Here is an 18023-nt window from a genome sequence, read left to right on the forward strand (position 1 = left end):
CCCTCCCGGGTGCTTTTGCAACGCTAGGGATTACGCTTCTTCAACTCACGGAGGTTAACGGGATCAAGCGATTCGATATCCGCGCCCATCCCGTGTACAAAAACACGGGCCGCTTTTCGCGGCCCGCTCTGACCGGATGTTCCCGGCAGCTGTATGTTTATGCTGATCTTGATCCGTTCGCCTAATCCCGGCTCGCCAGCTTCGAAAGCAGGCGCAAAATTTCGACGTACAGCCACACGAGCGTCACCAGCAGCCCGAAGGAGCCGTACCACTCCATGTATTTCGGAGCCCCTTGCCGGGCCCCTTCTTCGATAAAGTTAAAATCGAGCACGAAGTTCAAGGCGGCGATAATGACGATAACCACCGAAATGCCGATGCCGATCGGGGTGCTGTCATGCAAATACGGCACGGTCACGCCAAACAACCCTAGCACGAAACTCAGCAGGTACACGAGCGCGATTCCCGCCGTAGCTGCGAAAAGGCCTTTCTGGAAGCCGGCGCTGGCTTTGACCAATCCCGTCTTGTAAACGACCAGCATAGCCAAAAACACGCACATCGTCAGCAAGGCAGCCTGCAAGGTAATGCCGTAATATAAAGATTCGTAAGCCGCCGATAAAGCTCCTAAAAAGAGACCTTCTCCAATCGCATAAATCGGCGCCAAATACGGTGCCGTCGTCGGCTTAAAACTGATGACCAACCCAAGCACCAATGCGCCGATCGCCCCGCCGATCATGTAGGGATACATTTCGTACCCGTTAAAAAACATCACCCAGGATACGACCGCCGCCCCGATCAGGAGCGCCAGCAGCATAAACGACTTATTGACCGTCCCGCCGATCGTCATGGCCTCTTGGCCGTTGTAATGTTCGCTTCTTTCAAACGTTTTTTTGTTAAGCGTCGGATTTCCGCTGCGACCGATCAAATTGATTCCCCCCAACATTTTTAATGCTATTCTAGCATAGGTTGGAATATTTTAGGATACCACAACAAGATTCTTCAAACGCCTTATTGCATTTCGTTTCGCTCTTTCAGGTAAGCTTCGATCACTTTCTTGTTGTTCTCGTCGATCCGCAGCGGAATCCCGGCGCAATTGACGACGATGCCGTTCATGTTTTCGGACAAGGCCAACAGGTCGTCGAAACCGGCGACATTGCTGCTCCACACCGTTTTATCGTAAACCTTCTCGAATTCGGGCCAATCCGTAAATGCCGGGAGCCACGTCGAATCGTTTTCCGCGCCCAACACGCCGAACCGGATCTCCGTTCCTTCCCGGATCGTTTTGATGCCTTGTTCATCGGAAGGCGCCGGCTCTTTTTCAATCAACTGCATCGGCAGCAAATATTTGGCCTGCAGGACTTCATCCAGCATTCGCCCCTCCAGCGCCTGAAGCAGCTGTTTATTCCCCTCGCCGCCCTGCCGCGCATGCAAGGTTTGGAAAAACCGGATCAGCGCATGCTGCAGGCGGGGATTGGTGACCGGAATATTGATTTCCGGAATGCCGGTCCAGTCCGGCGGCGGCAATACATCGTCCCTGTCGATTTCGATATGGTATTGCCCGTTGTCCAAAAGGATTTTGGGGAGGCCAAGGGTATGAAGCTCGGCAAAGGTCCCGGGGATTTCCTCCCTGCCGATTTTTTTCATCTCTAGCATCAGAAGCTGCTGCCGGAAATAATCTTCCGCGCTTGCGGCATATCCCTCTTGCGAGAACATCCATACCCTGTCATCGATATCGACGTACGGATAGTTCGTATGCTTGTCGTAAGCGAGATACAGTGCTCCCGCTTCTTTGATCTTGTCTGTCAACACGGCGGAAAATGCTTGTATTTTCTCATCCGCATCCTGTTTGGTCAACGTCTGCTGCTGCCTGAAATGCTTGGCGGAATGAATCAAAAAAATCAATTCCTGTATCTCCAGTTCCCTGCATTCTTCCACCGATACCCGTCCGTTCAACAAAAACCTTACCCCGACTTCATTTTTTCTTTCCTCGTTCATCGGCACGGCCGCCCCCTCCAACCTGTTTGCCTCATTATAGCTTTATATTCCAAACAAAAACAGGCCCTCGTATTCCGATTTTTTCTAGGCCAACGCCTGAGCGCGTCGTCTAAAGCAACCAACTCTGATTCTCCGGCCAAATGAAACAATGGTTCGAAGGCTTCCTGTATTGCCTCCTCAAACATATCCGAGAAAACTTCCGAGGTATGAAGCGAGATAAGTACCTTCGCCAGCTCGCCAATGTCACCCAGGGATTCCTCGCTCAACTCAGCAATGGTTTCCTGCAATGCCTCACCTTGAAGTTCCAATATCTCCATGATTCGTTCTTCGCCCTGCTTGTACAGCTGTTCTAGCACATTACGCTCCACATAGGTCAGTTCCAGGCTATCCAGAAACTCATCGTCATCAGCCTTGGCGATCAGTGTCCAGCATGCTTCACACATGTACGCCCACCTCTGCCCCACCCTTACGAAGCAAACGCTTGGCGATCGTAACAACCCGCTCCTGCAGGGCATCCGTGTCGTTGTCTTTCTCTGGATCGAGCAGCTCTGGCTGGCTGCCAGCAAGCTGAGCAATCGGCGTATCAAGATACTCAAGGCTGTATTTGCTTTCATCGATCGTTGTTCCCAAAACGTCCTCCGCTATCGGGATTAGATCACGAACCAGCATAATGCCACGGTCAGCGATAAAGTCCAACATCGATTTACGGTCAACCGGATCAAAGATGTTTGGACCGCGTAGCACCGCCCGCACCCGGAAAATTCCCATAGCTGGGAACAGCCGCTTATTGAACAGCTCGTTCATGATCCATTTGCGGAGGGTTCAAAGACTTGTTCCTCCGCGAATTGAAGCGCAGCCTGTGCTGTTGCACGATTATAATCTGAGCTCTGGCCGACCAATATCGGCGGCAGCCGGAAGGCGGACAGGATATCGGATTTCTTCTCCTTGCCGTATTCGAGGAAAAGGGCGTCCTGCTGTAAGAGGTCGTTCAGCTTGTCTAGATTTATGGCGACTTTTTCGACCTTCTCATCCATCGGACGCCTGTTTCTTCCCCCTTAGCTTCGAGGTATAGGATGCCTCCCTGAGACTGTGAGCCCTTGACGTTCTTCAGCAATTCCATGGACTGTTTCGTCAGTTTCCCATTCGTTACCGTCAGGATCATGGACAGCATGCGGCCATTGCTGAAATAGGAAACATTCAACTCCTCAGCTTCGCGAGCTCCTACTACCCCGGGCGCATTCCCGAACCATCGTGGTTCCCCGTATGCCCCATCATTGCCAATGCGCAAGGGGATGATTTGATTATTGGTGCCTTCGGTACCAAACAACCTGAACCAAACCACGGATGTCCCTCGCTTCATTGCATAGCGCCGGGCATAGATTTCCTGTGAAAACTCTTCGACCTTCTTGGTAGAACTAATTCTCCGTTTCCGCTTAATCGTTGTAAGGTTGTTTTCCCTGGTACAACGAACATACTTCGGATCCATTCCAAAAATCGTCGGGAACTCGCTGCCTGCCGGCCAAGCAACCTCCAAATTACCCATTCCGGTGCTTTCGAGATCTTCAATCAACTGGCTCACAATTTCTTCCGGCGAATCCTCCAAATTACAGGTCTCCAGAAACCGTTCAGCCCGGTCCCATTCTTCCTTGGCCGTGCTGTCATCTTCACCCGACAAATACTCTAATGCGATGCCGTAACCAGCGATATTTCGTTTATAGGCTTCGATGCATTGCGGAATAATATTGCTGTTTTTGACAAGCTGCCTGCAACTGGCCGGATCATTACCGGGTTCAAATGGTAACAGGCCATGCTGATCATAGAGCTTTTCAAATACATCGGGCAGCTGAGCACTGGACGGGATATGGCGCCCCTCTTCCTTTGCGATCGGGAACCAAGCAGCATTGCCTTCACCCATCTATATCCACCCCACTTCTTCCTCATTTTCCTTCTGTTCTTCCCGCTTCTGCTGTTTCTTCATAAACCATTCAAACCACTTATCTGCTACTTGTCTCACCTGCAGGGCGATGGAATAGGCCATGACTCGGTCATCGTTGCAACCGCTGTCGGCCTCTGCTTTGCCGTTCTTGTCAATCAGCGTCATGCATTCGCCGGACAGCTCCGGACAGTAAATCTCGAAAAGCTGATCGCGGATCGCTTCCTTAAAATCGCTGATCATCACAGGACCGGTTGCCTGGTTGGTGTTCCATCCCATCGTTCCCTTCTTGTGCATAAAGAGCAGCGGATAATGGCAGGTATTGAACAACGTATTCAGCACTGATTCCCCGGTGTTGTTGTTCTCTACGGCCAGCAGTGCGGTGTTGTAATACAAGCCCAGCGTATTCAGCTTTTTGCCGAACAAGTCAGTGTCCCATTTGCCATGCAGAGCCCCGCACATTTCGCCTGTACGCGACTCGATTACATAGGCAGCATCATAGTCACCGTCTTCTTTACCTTTAGCCGCATCCGCAGCTAGAACGTATTGTTTACCCGGCTCCGGCTTCCGGTAGATGACCAGCTCGCCAGCCTCATGCGAAGGAATGATCTTGTTCTTAACATAATCGATTTCATGAAGGTTGCCTTTTAGGCTGATTGCATCCCGAAGACGCTTGATAAATTTGTTGTCAAAGATGCCTTCGCCGGACAACAGGAAGGCGTCTTCAGGCTCCGAAGGATATTCCTGATCGAATTGCCGCGGATCACCGCCGCAATCGTTCCGGATGGTGTATCGGCGCCATTGCAGCTGCTCATCGTCGAGTCCGTATTTCTTTTTTAGCTCCAGTTCTTCTTCAGTCGGTTCGAAGCCAGGTGTGACCAGCTTACGATAATCAGGCATTTCGAACCACGCGAAAAAGAGCGGAGTAAAATCACTCTCGCCCTTTACAGCTGCATCCCACATTTTTTTAAACTCTTCCATGCCGTTGGCCGTGGATTCGATTACCCCCAAGCTGCCTGGTTCCTTTGACAGCGCAGCCAGCAACGGCAATAGATGTCGTTTCTTCTTCTTAGCTGGCCAGAAAGCGACCTCGGAAGCGTGCAGATAATGGATGGTGTCTGAACGGGCAAGGACCCGGCTCTCCGCCGTCTGTACGGTAATCTTCGATTTCAGCCCTGGGTTCTTCCGGCGGTCTGCCGTTCGGATCGAAGGGTTCTCGAAAGTCAGCTTCTTGGCGTTGTTTTTCCGGCTCATGGGCTGAATAACCGCTGGCACCTTCTCATAGTAAAGCTGGAACATATCGTACAAGTTGCTGGAAGCGTCCGAAGATTGAGCAACGATAAAGGCGTTCTTCGCCTCCTGCAGCGAAGTGAAGTAATAGATCAGGGCTTCTGTCACTGTTGAAAATCCCATCTGGCGGGCCTTCAAGATAATAATCCGTACAGGCTTGCCGGCTGCTAATATCCTCGAACGCCTTGGCCGCATATCGACGCTGGGCATCGTTGAGAACCAAGGGGACCATTTCCCCAGACTTGTTTTTGATCTTCAGCATCCTGAAACAGAATTGTTCGAAGTCTGAAAGAATCTCCTTCAATTCTTCCAGTTTCTCGGGCCGTTGCCGAAGCTTCCGTTTGATCCGCCGGCGGTGCTCTTTTGCGAGCGATATTACCATCCTAAATCATCTCCATCATCGTCTTCATCGTCGTCATCCCCTTCCCCTTCGCCGTAACCTAGTGCCTTAAATTTATCCAGCTCAAGCCGTTCACGGGCAATCGCCAGTTTTTCTTCTTCCTGTTTCATATTTGCGATCAGGTTGATTACCCGAAGCTTCTTGTCCCTTGTTTTAACCAGAGCTTCCTCCTGTTTGAGGATCTTGTCTAGTTTTGACGTAATGACAGTCGTAATCTCGGTGACTTTCATGCCTTCAGTAAGGACCGGTACCTGCATTTGTTTCCCACTTTTAGGACTGGTGAAAGGTACCATGTCCTTCCGTTGCGTAAGCTCCTCCTTGATTTTCCGCTCTTCGTCGTTCAATCCCGCCTCGAGTAATTTAACCCGCTTCATATGACGGCGTTCTTGGATTGTCAGCATACGGAGCTGCTCTTCCAATTGTGCAAGGGGAGAAGTGTCGGATATGTTCATGAAGTTCCAATTCTTCTTCCTCAAGCGTATCGAGAAAGATCGTCTCATACATACCATGTTTTAACGCCTTCTTGTTACGGTATGGTCCACCCGGACCACCACGGTTCCCCTTCGCATTTTGGTTGCCGGGAGGGACACCGCCGCGGTTACCCACAGCGTTTGTGTTCCCTCTGGGCGCTCCCCTTGACTTCGGAACGCTCCCATTCGCTCCATTTGGAATGTGCTTCAGCGCTCCCATTTAATTCGTCTTGCCAACGGTCTACAGCTTTCCATTTTCGGACTCTGGATTCCGGAATAGAAAGAGCGGCGGCGATGTCTTTAAGCTTCATCGTCCCGCCGCTCTCCAGCCACATCTGTTTCGCCTTGTCCCGTTCGGGACTTCTCCTTCTGGCCATGCTACACAATCACCACCCCCACAGTAAAACGCACATTCCGAAGCTCATAAAATAATCCTCCCCTTTTGCTTATATTTTAATGTACATTAGGCACAGAAGGAGGTGTTACTCATGCTACTACCTATTGGAGTAACTATAGAAGAAAGAGTTCCTGGAGAGTGGAGAATTTACACGCCCCAAAATCTCATCACGCCAGCTGGAACTATATCAAGACCGTATCCAACAAGAGAAGAAGCTCTAAAAGCAGCAAAAGAAGGTATATACGATTGATTAGAAGTCATCCTTCTGCAATTCGATATCTATTTCAATCAGCTTCTTTAAGTCGTCCACCGTTCTAATCTCAATCCGGCCATCTTGAAAATCCTTTACCCACTTGGCTATCCCGGCTTTGACGATCTTACGGTATTGTTCCTTGCTCTCGAGGATACCTTCCATGACTTGAAGCTCATGCTGCATAAGCAAATCTTTATTTTCAGGTGATCCCATTGTCGTTCCCCTCGGCTTTCCGTTATGATGGAATGCGAGATAGCGAATGTCAGCTAAATGCCGCGCGCGGCGGGCCGCTATCTCAGCCGGGGGGATACCCTGGACTATGGGGAGGACGTTGCTGCGTCCTCCTTTCATTTTGCGTTGGATAGACATTTGAGGCAAAAATGAAACCACCTAAAATACATAGGTGGTTGATGCTGGACTCCGGTTTTCCGTTTGGATTAAGATTTATTTTCTACAAATAACCTTATAAATTCATCAGCAAACTTCCTTACAAAATCTCGGTCAAGTGCAGTAGCTAAAGTCTCATCATTATTTCTAGCAGTTTTACTCCAATTATACGAACCATGCAGTACATACTCAAAATCAATTATACAGAATTTATCATGAAGTCTATTTCTACCCTCTAAAGGAACCTTCACAGTTTCAAAATCACGTTCCAATTTTTCAATCAAAAACCCATTTGTCTTTTCATCTGAAGTGATAATTCGAATATGAACGCCAGCTTCTTTTCTTAATAATAACTCGTTATAAATATCATTATCTGTAAACCAAGCTACGGCAACCCAAATCGTATATTTTGCATTTCGGATACCTTGTATTATTGTTTCTTGTATTTCATCAAAGTAAACATCATGCTCAATTGTTTCAACATTATCGAGTTCAACAGGTTTGGGCTTAATAATTAATCCCCAAAACGAATATTCTGGCGTTTCTATATATACTGTTGCTGCCAATTTTTCGAATTCACTTTTTAATAGTCTTGCATTTTTCAACATCGGTACTGGAACTCTTAAATCTAAATATTCCTTGCGTTGATTAGAGACTTTCGTGTAATCACTTGTTTTACGGTACGTGATCATTGAGTGTCTTAAAATACCAAGTAGTTCATCCTTATTTTTATATTCGTCATCATATTTTACTGTCTCGATCATTGTTTTCAAAAATGTTTGCTCGTCCATATTATCCCCCTCATTTTTTTCATCTGGTTTGTTATATTTTAACATAATACATTGAAGTTAGCTTAAGTAGAGCATTCTCGCAAAATCAATATGGGAGCAATGCCAGTTGCCTCATAGTACCGTTGTTTGATCACGTCACAAAACTTGGGATCAAACTCTAAAGTCCGGCAAACACGCCCCATCTGATCGCAGGTCATGAGCGTGGACCCGGATCCACCAAAGAGATCAACCACCTCATCCCCCTTCTGGCTGCTGTTGCCTATTGGAATGGCCAGTAGTTCGAGTGGCTTCTGCATTGGATGAACGTATTTGCTTACATCTCCACGGGAGACCTCCCAGACCGTTGCCGGTTCCGTTGGCTCACCAGGTAGGCCAGCGCGCCACACTGTAGATTGCCGGCGGTCTCCATACAAAGCAGGAGCTTTACCCCGTAGATGAGCATAAAAGACCGGCTCATGCTGCCAGCGATACTGCGACCAGCCAAAGGATGCTGCATTCTTCACCCAAACACACTGGCTGCGAACGACAATACAGGCAGCGTTCATTGCATCCTCAAATTCGCGCTGGTACGAAGACGGGTGAAAGACATAGATAGCGGCCGTCGCCTCCATAATCGACGAGTACCGGTCAAAGACGGCATGCAAAAAGCCCGCAAATTCCTCTGCGGGCATATCATCATTCATTATGCTGCTGCGGCCATCAGCGGCCAAGCGCTCAGAATCGCTTTCGGTTGCCACATTGTACGGCGGATCCGTGACAACTAGGGCCGCCTTGGCTCCTTCCATCAAACGCGAGACGTCTTCCGGATCCGTGGCATCTCCGCAAACTAACCGATGGGGGCCGAGCTGCCAGACATCGCCCCGCTGCGTCTTCGGTTCTTTGATGTCATCCGATGCCTTCCCAACGTCGAAGTCGTCCTCAACAACCGGCTCTTCGACATCTGGAATGTCCGACAGCGTACTGACGAGGTCCGCAATCTCATCATGTTCGAACCCAGACAAAACGACATCCGCGCCAGCCTCCTGCAGTTCGTCCAGTAGCCTTGCCAGCGCTTCCTCATCCCATCGTCCGGATACCTTATTCAGCGCTAGATTAAGCAGCCGTTCCTCCTGATCGTCCAGATCGACAACACTGACGGCCAACTCTGTATGCCCTTGCTAATGGACCATGATCTTATATCGCTGATGGCCGCCGACCATATTCCCGGTCCGTTCGTTCCAGACGATCGGCTCGACATAGCCAAAGGATTCGATGCTTCGGCGTAGTTTCTCATATTCCGGATCGCCCGGTTGTAAATCTGCTCTTGGGTTGTAGGCTGCTGCATTAATCTGATCGATCGGTACGATTCTGATGTTCATTTAAAACACCTCTATTTATTTGAATATTAAAAATGGACGCTATTTGAGCGTCCATTCATCACTTTGTATTTTTTTATGTAATTCAAACCTATTCAACAACATTAGATTATGCTGATTGTTTTGATTCATACCATATAAAACATGAACTTCCGACTTGGATACCTCAACAAAAATCAGCTTACCGACCATGTCTTTTAATCTGTCTTCTAATTCAGAATCAACTATATACTGAAGAATGTAAAAAAAGGAATTCATAAATTCATTAAGGACCGGATAATACGATGCATCTGAAGACATGTTTTTTCTAACTAATTCAGTTATAGCTTTAATTCCGCTATGAGTGGTTGTGAAACCTTTATTTGTTATCTCAAAATTTAAAAAACTTATTTTCTTATTCTTGATAGCTATTAATTCATTTACGTGTGCAACAACAAGCTGAAAATATAACAACTCTCGTTGGCTTTCGAGTTGATCAGCAGACCGAGCCGTTTCTTTAGTTTGCATTTCTATAGCTTTTCTTTGTAACGCAAGTTCCTCAGTTTGCATCTGTACGGCGGCTCTCTGAAGTGAAAGTTCGTCCGTCTGCATTTTTATGGCTGATACTTGGGCCTGAAGTTCTTGCCTCTGCACTGAAATTGTGTAAATGAGCCCTGCGAAGGCAAGCCCTGAGAACAATGCATTTACCGCTCCAAACATATCTCCGAATGTTCCGGCTCCTAATTCTTCTTTGCTGTACATAAGTGGTATAAAATACCACGAAGCTCCCCACAAGGTTAAGATTGCTAGAATCACTAAACCAAATATGAACTGCTTCCTCATATGCTCACTCCTCGTCTATTTCTGAAATAACATCTTCCAGTATCAGACAATAAACGACAGTGGTCAAGAACGACATTTGTGTTGAGTTGGTTTCACATACACACTCAAGCAAAATAGGGACACACGCCAACGCTGTGCCCCTTCTCTTCCGTTTTCCTTCCACGTTCCATTATTCATTCACGAACAATAACTGACATCTCAATACGACCTAGATCCATGTTTGATAGCAAAAAAAGACGCACACTATTTCCTTATCTGTATACTAATCCCTTTCCCTCTCTTCAATAACCTTTTGTGCTAGTTTTTTTAGTGCTTTCTCACTCACTTCTTCTTCAATTATTTTAGGTAGTTCTTTTTCTTTAAAATCTTCAACGGCAATCTTCACTCTATCGCGGATAATCTGTCTCAATTTGTCTGAGGCGACCTGCTCATTTTTTAAGCTCATTATATAGAAGACTATCCCGATACTGCATAAACCAGAAAAGTCATTCACTTTTTTTATTACAGATTCTGGCCACAGTATAGGAATAACCGGAATAACCATAAATGCAATTACTGCAATGAAAATTAACGACTTTTTTAAGAACCCAAATTTAAATGGATCATTAGCCTCATTAGCTTTGTATTCTAAGAAATCCTTAATAGCAAACATTAGAGCCGCTATAGAGAATCCCATTAAAAATGCTGGTTTTAAAACAACAATATTAAAAATGTTTAAAACCGCTAGCAGTATTAAAGAAAATGACATATATTTTGTAATTGATTCTGTCTGCATTTGAGATTCCCCCCAGCTATCATAATTCGACATCACGAAGGATTCCCCTTCTTCACACACCGCTGTTTGTGTTGTGCCTTCCCACTTCCCCCAAACACATCCTTTACATTTCTCCGGCTGCTTAGACTTGGGCCGTGTCCGCTGCAGCTTGTTACGTTTTCCGGCCATGTCGTCTTTCCTCCCGATTCCGTGGCGAAATGCCCGCTGTTTACTTTAACCAACCATTCAATCCATTTCATGTAACATCACGCTCCTTCGAGAAACAAAAATAAGCCGCTCCAGGAAGGAACGACTTCGGATTATTCAGTTTTTATCTGCAGAGAGATCCGTTCAGAGCTTTGCGTCCGGATCTGTCCGCCGCAAAAACGCTACGCTCTTTGCTTTAAAAGAACCCGTACTTAGTTACTAGATACGAATGACAAGACCATTTTAACGAGCTACGGAAAATCGAGTCAAAAGTTCAAATAGCCATACTCGCGAAATATCCCCGCCTTATACCTGATAATCTTCTAGTTACTCACTCTTTTGATATTCTCCTCGGAAAGGTTTATTCTGGAAGAAACAAAAGAGTAAGGGGGAATGAAATGCGTATTTTTGAAAGTCTTTGGAATGACCTCATACTAAAACGGGCATTTCCACTGTTTGTAGCTTTGGGGCTTCTCGCTCTAATAGCTAAATTAGTTTCATAACAAGAAAAAGCGAGAAGAGGTACGCCCCGGTTTCAACGCCGTATTCATGCAGCCGTGCGTGTCATTCTCGCCTTTTTCTATGCTCCCATACTATCATGGGAAAACCGTCATATGGTGTTCAACTTAGAATCAGGTTACGTTCAATTCATGGTAATTTTCTTGATTGGTATTATTTAACCGTAGAGTAAGGGAAAAGTATTGGGCTGAAATGCTAGAGCATAAATGGGAAAACCATCAGTCTAACTTAATTGTTAGTGTTGTAATATACATAAAAAGGGATGTGCTATTTTGAAATTACAAATCGAATTGTGGGCAGAAAAAATAAAACCTTTTGGTGAAGAAGCTGAGCATTTGTTTAAGGAATCCGTACTATGTTATAAAGTGGGCGCTTATACTTCGGCGTTCTTGATGTCTTACCTTGCCTTTCGCACAACTGTTCGCTACCGTATATTAAAATGTACATATAGACCAAGTAAGTATACTAATGATCAGATGTGGAATCATCACATTTCCACACCTCTAAAGTCTGATGAAGAATGGGAAGATGCATTAGATAAAATTCTAGAAGCGTCCGCTGACAACATCAAAGCTATTATTTATTTTGAAAATCGCGATAAAGCACTTAATGAGTTGAAATACTGGAGAGGTATTCGGAATGATTGTGCTCATGCAAGAAAGGCTACTATCAGCAGCTCAACAGTTGAGTCCTTTTGGAATTACCTAATTGATAATATGGCAAAATTTTATGTATTAGGTGGAAGAGAATATCTCGTTGAAAAAATGATTGATAATTATAACTATCATAAGGTTGATGAAGAAGGTTCGGGAGAACGAGCTCTACTAATTCATGATTTAAAAATTGTTTATGATGACCCAGCAGAATTTTTTGATGAATTTTTTTCTAAACTTGGACAAAATGACATCAAGTACCTCCGTAACATGCACAATAACATTGACTTTTGGAAAGATTTTATCGATACGGAATATGAGGAAATTCAAGTAGGCATTGTTAAGGAACTAATGGAAGTTGACGAAACGTTCTATGCTTTTTATTCAGAGTTTCCCAAAATATTAGAACTTGCAATGAACATCGACCCTAGGTTCTCAAGGGATGTCCTATCAGATTGGCTAGCTAATTTTGACCCTTATTTTGCTCGTTGTTCAAATCAAGTTTTTTGGAATATTTTATGTACAGCATTAGAACGTAACAAAGAATCTATAGATATACAGAATGTAACAAGAAAAATAGAGCTTGAACTTATTGAAGAAATAACACTTAATGAACGACAAATTATGCTTTTGAATGAATGTGACTTTTTTAATCAAAGTGTACTATCTAGTGGCAGCTATTTTTTTGATGTTGATTACGATTCGATCTTGAGGTATCATGGTCGCCGAGAATTAGTAGTTTTACAATGGTTTAATTATGTACGATGGGATATTACATTATTGGAAAAGTTGGACACTGCAATTGATGTAATTAATCAACGTATTCAAAGATTATCAGGAAAACATTATGGAACAATGGAACTAAAAAGAAGAGATCACTACGAAAAGATTATTGAAACAAATAAAGACAAGATACTCAAATGTCCAGAACAATTAGATATTTTTGAGCATATTAAAAGAGTGATTCTATAAATTATTCCTTACGCTCTCAATAACTGTGTGAAAAAAACGGCAAACTAAGACTTCGTATACATCTTAGTTGCCGTTTTGTTTTCGTTCCTCTCAAAAATCTGCATTATCCTGCTCGAAAAACCCCATCAACTTTAATGTATTTGCCATACTTTCGACTCCCTCAAGGATCTTCCGCCGGATCGTGCTGTCAGACAATCCATGCCGGAAGAACAGCAATGTTTCCTTATAAGAATAGCCCTGCATATACCTGTAGTCGACAGCCTTCTTTGCATCTGGATCCCGGATTAAATCGAATACCCTCCTGAGCTGCTGGGTATAGAACTGGCTTGTCCGCGTGCAGATCCTCCTGATCGATTCGACGAGCCACCTCGCCGTCAATCGTCGTCTGCTTTAACTCTTCCTCAAACTTTTCGAAATCCTGCATAACCAGCGTCATTTCTTTATATTTACCGAGCAGGAATTTTGTCCGCTGGACCTCCGCTTCATTGGCTGTTGGGAAGAGTTCCCCTTGTCCCCATGCATCGCCATTCCCCTCATTCCCCTTTATGCTATAATGGTGAGAGGAAAGCATTATCTTCTGACCCCCGCGCCGACCAAGGATTTGGGGGTCTTTACTTATTGGTCTTTCAGCTAGGTCAACTCTACATGTCTACGGTATCTCTGCCGCTCTGTACCAAGTGGATCGTGCGCGGGCCCCGGTTCTTTCTGATTTGTCCATTCTTGATAAGTCTTTCTACAATGCTAAATGCTGTTGACGCCGAGCTGTACCCCATGTGCTCACTAATCTCTCTCACTGTAGGAGAATATCCGTTTTTTGAAATAAATTCTTTGATGAATTCAAGAACCTCATTCTGACGCCGTGTCGGTGGTTTATTATTCATGCTGATTATCTCCGTTTCCTCATCGGTAGATGCATGTATTTAGGTACCCCGATCTGGATTGGCTTGTTTGCATATATCCTTAAGCCACACCGTGGCTCATCATTACCTTTTTGACCTCTTCTTTGTATTTGGAGATCTTGCCGCTCAATTGCCCAGAGGTCATACCCACTTCCTTTGCAATCTCCCTCCAGGTCACCCCGTCCTTCCTTTACGCTCGAACAACCTTGAGAAGTCGAGCTGAAGGTCAGGGAAAGAAGGTCGCTGGGAAAGAATGTATTGTTCCAGCTCTTCCGGAGTGATCTCAACGTCGCCAGAATTTTGGCTATCCTCTGCAGCTGCTGAAGCTTCATCCTCCGATTCCTGATCAGTGTCCTCGAAGCTCATTTCCTGATCCTTTAAGGATTGAGCGTCTCCCTGCATCCATTCCGGAAGATCAGAGCCTTCCTGAGTTGTTCCCTCACCCATAATTCCCTTCTCATAGTCACTCAGCTCGTCGCTTTCTTCTGCCGAAGTGTTTCCTGCCGGCGGCTCCACTACCGGTTCTCCTGCTTTATCCTCTTCACGATCCCATTCTTCTCCTATACCCGATTCATCAAGAGTCAGCTCCGCCTGATTCTCGTCCTTTTCAGACTGCTGGACCGATGGACCACGCCGGAAGCATCCGCCGTCACACGGCGGCCGCCCGTGTATAGCTTGTACGCGTCGTCATCCTCCTCATCAAAATCAAATGACATTTGCGGATCCCCAAGGAAAACGGTTAGCTCTTCCCCTTAGTTGTTACTTAAGAAGACCAAATGCGGTAATGCTGCTTTAAATGGAAATGTCAGTTTAATCTCAATAGACGATTCCCCGATTTTGATACCTTTTGATAATTCTCCAGTAAGCTTCGCAAATCTTTCCCCATATCGATCACTTTCCTCTCTTCTTTTTCTTATTGGCCGGCTTCTTTGCCGGCGGATTTATAATGTTATGAATGACTTCCTGCTGCGGCTTAGTAAGCTCTACAGGCTCATGAATTGCTCTTATGACTTGGGCCAGGACGAAAGCATCCCGGACGTTATCACTTGGGTGTTCAAACCCCCAGCGTTTGAATATAGGCAAGATCAAATCCTCTTTCGATCCTTTCCCCACCCTGGTAGCAAATTTTTTGAGCTGGGTAGGAGCTACCTCGATATATTTCTGTTTTCGCACATGCAGTCCAATGCGGATTGCCCAGCCTATTGCATACTGTTGTCCCACAAACGACCCCGTCGACCCATGAGAGAATCCTTCGATGGCCACTTTGTCGGTTGGCTGGATAATACTCCCGTTTATGTTCGGCTTTAATCATTTTTTGTTTCCCCCGATCCGCCCAAGATTTCCCGAATGGTTTTTTTATTATAACCTCCCCTGTTCGGACTGTCCGCCGAAAATCAGGCATTTATTTTTTTGCCCTGCGGTTGCAGGCCCAAGGTTTATGCCGACCCTTCGGACAGGCTATAATAGAAACATTCGAAAACAGGCAGGAGATGAACCCAATGTCCAAATCTATCGTAGAAAAGCTTGGCTTGCAAAAGTACAAGCATGCAGCGATATTGAATCAGCCTGATGGAACGGATTATTTTCCGGACCTGACCGGCTACGACACCGTGCTGAAGAACGACCCTTACGACCTCATTTTTGCTTTTGCGCTGGATCTGGAATCTCTGAAGGAGCTGGTTTATCGGATTATCGAGCAGAACCTTCTTCAACCCAACGGCTATCTCTTTGCGGCTTACCCCAAAAAGGGAAATAAGACGTATCCCACGTATATTCACCGCGATGATTTGTTTCCGGGCTTAGGCAGCGACGAAGAAGGATATATCGGGGACAGCGGCATCAAATTTGCGCGCATGGTCGGGCTGGACGAAGTGTTTACGGTTGTCGGCTTCAAGCGGGACGCCAAGGGCAAAGCGAAGGAACAAGCTTCTTCCCGGCCGAGTCAGCGCGTGGACGATTACATGGCGATGATTCCCCGCGTGGAAAAGGATTTGGAAGATACGCCGGAGCTGCTCGCGTTTTACCAAGCGCTGACCGCCGGCTACCGCAAAGATTGGGCGCGGTATGTGTACAGTGCCAAACAAGAGGCAACCCAAGCCAAGCGCCGGGAAGAAATGAAAATGATTCTGCAGGCAGGTTACAAAAGCCGCGATCTTTATCGCAAGGACCATCCGTAACCCGAGCCAAAACGCAGCATCCCCTAGAAATCGATGCGGATCAGCCGGGTCATGATTTCGTCCTGACCAAGGCTGCCCTGTATTACTCACGCCATATACTCGGCCATAAAGGGCTGCAGGCAAAACAAAACGGCCTTTCTCCCCAAAATGCAGGGAAAAAGGCCGCTTGATCACGTGCCGCAATACGTCCGGTAAGGCGTGATCGTATTAGGCACGATACAGTATTCATCCTGTTCCGCAGAATACGCATACGGGTTCGACAACACCTCAAGAAGCTGTTCCATTACGCTGAAGTCCTCATCCTCCGTTGCGGCTTCCAGCGCCTCCTCCACCCGGTGATTCCTTGGAATGACGGCCGGGTTGCTGCTTCGCATCAGCTCCTTCGAGGAAACCTCCCCCTCCTGCTGTCTGCCGAGCCGCGCTTTCCAACGCTTATGCCACGCCACAAACTCGGAAGATTGAAACAGATCCATACCTTCCATGGTATCCAATGTTAACGCGCGGAAGGTGTTCGTATAATCGGCATGATGCTGTTCCATGAGATCCAGAAGGTCGCCGATCAGTTCCTTATCCTGTTCTTCTTCGTTCAACAGCCCGAGCTTGGCTCTCATGCCCTGAAGCCAGTACGCTTCGTACACATCCTTATAACCGGATATTTTGTCCTGGGCCAGCTTGACGGCCTGCTCCGGATCATCGTGCAAAAGCGGCAGCAGCGTTTCGGCGAATCGCGCCAGATTCCAGCCGGCGATCGGCGGCTGATTGCCGTAGGCGTACCGGCCTTGCGTATCGATGGAGCTGAACACCGTCGCCGGGTCATAGGCATCCATGAAGGCGCAAGGGCCGTAATCGATCGTTTCGCCGCTAATGGCCATATTGTCGGTATTCATGACGCCGTGGATAAAGCCGACAAGCTGCCATTTGGCGATCAGCGAAGCTTGGCGTTTGATGACCTCCTCAAGGAGCGAAAGATAACGGTCCCCTCCCGCTTCGATGTCAGGATAATGGCGGCTGATGGTATAGTCGGCAAGGCTGCGCAGATCCTCGATCGTAGCGAAATGCGCCGCGTACTGAAAGGTTGCGACGCGAATATGGCTGGAAGCGACGCGCGTTAGAACCGCACCGGGCAGTTCGCTTTCACGGATGGTGGGCTGCCCCGTCGTGGCGACGGCAAGGCTGCGGGTGGTCGGAATGCCAAGCGCGTGCATGGCTTCGCTGATGATGTACTCGCGCAGCATCGGTCCAAGCGCGGCACGCCCGTCGCCTCCCCGCGAGTATGGCGTTCTGCCCGAACCCTTCAGCTGGATGTCCACCCTCTTGCCATGGGGCGAAATCTGTTCGCCAAGCAGCACGGCTCTCCCGTCCCCCAGCATGTTAAAATGTCCGAATTGATGCCCTGCATAAGCTTGCGCAATAGGCTCCGCCCCTTCCGGCACTTGATTCCCGGCGAATACCGCCGCGCCGCCTTCGCTTTGCAGCGCCTGAACGTCGAGCCCAAGGGACTCCGCCAACGGGCGATTCAGAATGGCCAGCTGCGGCGAACGCACCGGAGTCGGCTCGATCCGCGAAAAAAAGGTTTCCGGCAGCCGGGCATAGCTATTGTCGAAGTTCCATCCTGCTTTTTTATGATTTTCCATAAACTCTCCTTATGTTTGAGGCATGTATGATCCTGTTGTCCCATCGCTTTTTAAATGTCCACTTCTGCTCTTTATTATACCGTTTTCGGCAAAACCGTGCTTCGAGCAAGCGGCAGAC

The 18023-nt window shown here is 47.0% G+C and carries 21 protein-coding genes and 1 pseudogene; 3 read left to right on the forward strand and 19 right to left on the reverse strand.

Annotation, left to right across the window (positions count from 1 at the left end; all coding sequences use genetic code 11):
* Window positions 1-181: 181 nt before the first annotated feature.
* From MKY58_RS26440 to MKY58_RS26480, 9 genes are all read right to left on the reverse strand, one after another.
* Window positions 182-922 carry a Bax inhibitor-1/YccA family protein gene (locus MKY58_RS26440; protein WP_339322718.1) on the reverse strand — a complete coding sequence of 247 codons (741 nt, stop codon included), beginning with the start codon at window positions 920-922 and terminating at the stop codon, window positions 182-184.
* Between the two features lie 83 nt (window positions 923-1005).
* Window positions 1006-1992, reverse strand: a complete 987-nt coding sequence (locus tag MKY58_RS26445; protein ID WP_339322719.1) for an SseB family protein — start codon at window positions 1990-1992, stop codon at window positions 1006-1008.
* Window positions 1989-2435 (reverse strand): hypothetical protein, encoded by a 447-nt coding sequence (locus MKY58_RS26450; protein WP_339322720.1) that lies wholly within the window; start codon window positions 2433-2435, stop codon window positions 1989-1991. Before MKY58_RS26450 ends, MKY58_RS26445 begins: the two co-directional genes overlap by 4 nt.
* Window positions 2428-2796, reverse strand: a complete 369-nt coding sequence (locus MKY58_RS26455; RefSeq protein ID WP_339322721.1) for a hypothetical protein — start codon at window positions 2794-2796, stop codon at window positions 2428-2430. The genes MKY58_RS26450 and MKY58_RS26455 overlap by 8 nt, the downstream gene beginning before the upstream one ends.
* The gene (locus tag MKY58_RS26460) at window positions 2793-3026 is read right to left on the reverse strand and encodes a hypothetical protein (protein WP_339322722.1); all 234 of its coding nucleotides are present in this window, start codon (window positions 3024-3026) and stop codon (window positions 2793-2795) included. Before MKY58_RS26460 ends, MKY58_RS26455 begins: the two co-directional genes overlap by 4 nt.
* The gene (locus MKY58_RS26465) at window positions 2996-3907 is read right to left on the reverse strand and encodes a hypothetical protein (RefSeq protein WP_339322723.1); all 912 of its coding nucleotides are present in this window, start codon (window positions 3905-3907) and stop codon (window positions 2996-2998) included. The genes MKY58_RS26460 and MKY58_RS26465 overlap by 31 nt, the downstream gene beginning before the upstream one ends.
* On the reverse strand, window positions 3908-5338 hold the full coding sequence (locus tag MKY58_RS26470; RefSeq protein WP_339322724.1) for a DNA packaging protein: 1431 nt from the start codon (window positions 5336-5338) through the stop codon (window positions 3908-3910). It lies immediately after the preceding gene.
* 252 nt (window positions 5339-5590) lie between these two features.
* Window positions 5591-6067 carry a hypothetical protein gene (locus MKY58_RS26475; protein WP_339322725.1) on the reverse strand — a complete coding sequence of 159 codons (477 nt, stop codon included), beginning with the start codon at window positions 6065-6067 and terminating at the stop codon, window positions 5591-5593.
* Window positions 6068-6213: 146 nt separating this feature from the next.
* Window positions 6214-6462, reverse strand: a complete 249-nt coding sequence (locus MKY58_RS26480; RefSeq protein WP_339322726.1) for a phage terminase small subunit-related protein — start codon at window positions 6460-6462, stop codon at window positions 6214-6216.
* Window positions 6463-6573: 111 nt separating this feature from the next.
* On the opposite strand from MKY58_RS26480, the gene MKY58_RS26485 reads away from it, so the two are divergent.
* Entirely contained in the window at window positions 6574-6732 is a 159-nt protein-coding gene (locus MKY58_RS26485) for a hypothetical protein (protein ID WP_339322727.1), read from the forward strand.
* Here MKY58_RS26485 and MKY58_RS26490 read toward each other — a convergent pair whose 3' ends face one another.
* From MKY58_RS26490 to MKY58_RS26510, 5 genes and pseudogenes are all read right to left on the reverse strand, one after another.
* Entirely contained in the window at window positions 6733-6948 is a 216-nt protein-coding gene (locus tag MKY58_RS26490; protein ID WP_339325252.1) for a hypothetical protein, read from the reverse strand.
* Window positions 6949-7172: 224 nt separating this feature from the next.
* The gene (locus tag MKY58_RS26495; RefSeq protein WP_339322728.1) at window positions 7173-7913 is read right to left on the reverse strand and encodes a phospholipase D-like domain-containing protein; all 741 of its coding nucleotides are present in this window, start codon (window positions 7911-7913) and stop codon (window positions 7173-7175) included.
* A 62-nt stretch (window positions 7914-7975) separates the two neighbouring features.
* Window positions 7976-9271, reverse strand: a pseudogene (locus MKY58_RS26500) (site-specific DNA-methyltransferase).
* A gap of 39 nt (window positions 9272-9310) precedes the next feature.
* A complete protein-coding gene (locus MKY58_RS26505) occupies window positions 9311-10090 on the reverse strand; it encodes a hypothetical protein (RefSeq protein ID WP_339322729.1) in 780 nt (259 codons plus the stop codon).
* 262 nt (window positions 10091-10352) lie between these two features.
* Window positions 10353-11033: a hypothetical protein gene (locus MKY58_RS26510; RefSeq protein WP_339322730.1), complete on the reverse strand. Its 681-nt coding sequence runs from the start codon at window positions 11031-11033 to the stop codon at window positions 10353-10355.
* Between the two features lie 809 nt (window positions 11034-11842).
* Between MKY58_RS26510 and MKY58_RS26515 the strand changes: the two genes are divergently transcribed.
* Complete coding sequence (locus MKY58_RS26515; RefSeq protein ID WP_339322731.1) at window positions 11843-13195, forward strand: hypothetical protein; 1353 nt, start codon at window positions 11843-11845, stop codon at window positions 13193-13195.
* Window positions 13196-13418: 223 nt separating this feature from the next.
* Here the strand turns inward: MKY58_RS26515 and MKY58_RS26520 are convergent, their stop codons facing one another.
* The 4 genes from MKY58_RS26520 to MKY58_RS26535 form a co-directional block, all read right to left on the reverse strand.
* Window positions 13419-13766: a hypothetical protein gene (locus MKY58_RS26520; protein WP_339322732.1), complete on the reverse strand. Its 348-nt coding sequence runs from the start codon at window positions 13764-13766 to the stop codon at window positions 13419-13421.
* A 502-nt stretch (window positions 13767-14268) separates the two neighbouring features.
* The gene (locus MKY58_RS26525; protein ID WP_339322733.1) at window positions 14269-14610 is read right to left on the reverse strand and encodes a hypothetical protein; all 342 of its coding nucleotides are present in this window, start codon (window positions 14608-14610) and stop codon (window positions 14269-14271) included.
* A 65-nt stretch (window positions 14611-14675) separates the two neighbouring features.
* On the reverse strand, window positions 14676-14810 hold the full coding sequence (locus tag MKY58_RS26530) for a hypothetical protein (protein ID WP_339322734.1): 135 nt from the start codon (window positions 14808-14810) through the stop codon (window positions 14676-14678).
* Between the two features lie 175 nt (window positions 14811-14985).
* Window positions 14986-15315: a hypothetical protein gene (locus tag MKY58_RS26535; RefSeq protein WP_339322735.1), complete on the reverse strand. Its 330-nt coding sequence runs from the start codon at window positions 15313-15315 to the stop codon at window positions 14986-14988.
* 278 nt (window positions 15316-15593) lie between these two features.
* Here MKY58_RS26535 and MKY58_RS26540 point away from each other — a divergent pair, with 278 nt between their 5' ends.
* Window positions 15594-16271: a YdeI/OmpD-associated family protein gene (locus MKY58_RS26540; RefSeq protein WP_339322736.1), complete on the forward strand. Its 678-nt coding sequence runs from the start codon at window positions 15594-15596 to the stop codon at window positions 16269-16271.
* A 170-nt stretch (window positions 16272-16441) separates the two neighbouring features.
* Here MKY58_RS26540 and MKY58_RS26545 read toward each other — a convergent pair whose 3' ends face one another.
* Window positions 16442-17905 (reverse strand): YdiU family protein, encoded by a 1464-nt coding sequence (locus tag MKY58_RS26545; RefSeq protein ID WP_339322737.1) that lies wholly within the window; start codon window positions 17903-17905, stop codon window positions 16442-16444.
* Window positions 17906-18023: the final 118 nt, after the last annotated feature.

The sequence above is a fragment of the Paenibacillus sp. FSL W8-0194 genome, from assembly GCF_037969745.1.
Lineage (GTDB): Bacteria > Bacillota > Bacilli > Paenibacillales > Paenibacillaceae > Paenibacillus_AQ > Paenibacillus_AQ cookii.

Bases quoted from the DNA above. Each gene is read 5' to 3' on its own strand.
- MKY58_RS26445 (WP_339322719.1), bottom strand. From the start codon at position 1,992: ATGAACGAGGAAAGAAAAAATGAAGTCGGGGTAAGGTTTTTGTTGAAC.
- MKY58_RS26450 (WP_339322720.1), bottom strand. From the start codon at position 2,435: ATGTGTGAAGCATGCTGGACACTGATCGCCAAGGCTGATGACGATGAG.
- MKY58_RS26455 (WP_339322721.1), bottom strand. From the start codon at position 2,796: ATGAACGAGCTGTTCAATAAGCGGCTGTTCCCAGCTATGGGAATTTTC.
- MKY58_RS26460 (WP_339322722.1), bottom strand. From the start codon at position 3,026: ATGGATGAGAAGGTCGAAAAAGTCGCCATAAATCTAGACAAGCTGAAC.
- MKY58_RS26465 (WP_339322723.1), bottom strand. From the start codon at position 3,907: ATGGGTGAAGGCAATGCTGCTTGGTTCCCGATCGCAAAGGAAGAGGGG.
- MKY58_RS26470 (WP_339322724.1), bottom strand. From the start codon at position 5,338: ATGGGATTTTCAACAGTGACAGAAGCCCTGATCTATTACTTCACTTCG.
- MKY58_RS26475 (WP_339322725.1), bottom strand. From the start codon at position 6,067: ATGAACATATCCGACACTTCTCCCCTTGCACAATTGGAAGAGCAGCTC.
- MKY58_RS26480 (WP_339322726.1), bottom strand. From the start codon at position 6,462: ATGGCCAGAAGGAGAAGTCCCGAACGGGACAAGGCGAAACAGATGTGG.
- MKY58_RS26485 (WP_339322727.1), top strand. From the start codon at position 6,574: ATGCTACTACCTATTGGAGTAACTATAGAAGAAAGAGTTCCTGGAGAG.
- MKY58_RS26490 (WP_339325252.1), bottom strand. From the start codon at position 6,948: ATGGGATCACCTGAAAATAAAGATTTGCTTATGCAGCATGAGCTTCAA.
- MKY58_RS26495 (WP_339322728.1), bottom strand. From the start codon at position 7,913: ATGGACGAGCAAACATTTTTGAAAACAATGATCGAGACAGTAAAATAT.
- MKY58_RS26505 (WP_339322729.1), bottom strand. From the start codon at position 10,090: ATGAGGAAGCAGTTCATATTTGGTTTAGTGATTCTAGCAATCTTAACC.
- MKY58_RS26510 (WP_339322730.1), bottom strand. From the start codon at position 11,033: ATGGCCGGAAAACGTAACAAGCTGCAGCGGACACGGCCCAAGTCTAAG.
- MKY58_RS26520 (WP_339322732.1), bottom strand. From the start codon at position 13,766: ATGCTTTCCTCTCACCATTATAGCATAAAGGGGAATGAGGGGAATGGC.
- MKY58_RS26530 (WP_339322734.1), bottom strand. From the start codon at position 14,810: ATGTCATTTGATTTTGATGAGGAGGATGACGACGCGTACAAGCTATAC.
- MKY58_RS26540 (WP_339322736.1), top strand. From the start codon at position 15,594: ATGTCCAAATCTATCGTAGAAAAGCTTGGCTTGCAAAAGTACAAGCAT.
- MKY58_RS26545 (WP_339322737.1), bottom strand. From the start codon at position 17,905: ATGGAAAATCATAAAAAAGCAGGATGGAACTTCGACAATAGCTATGCC.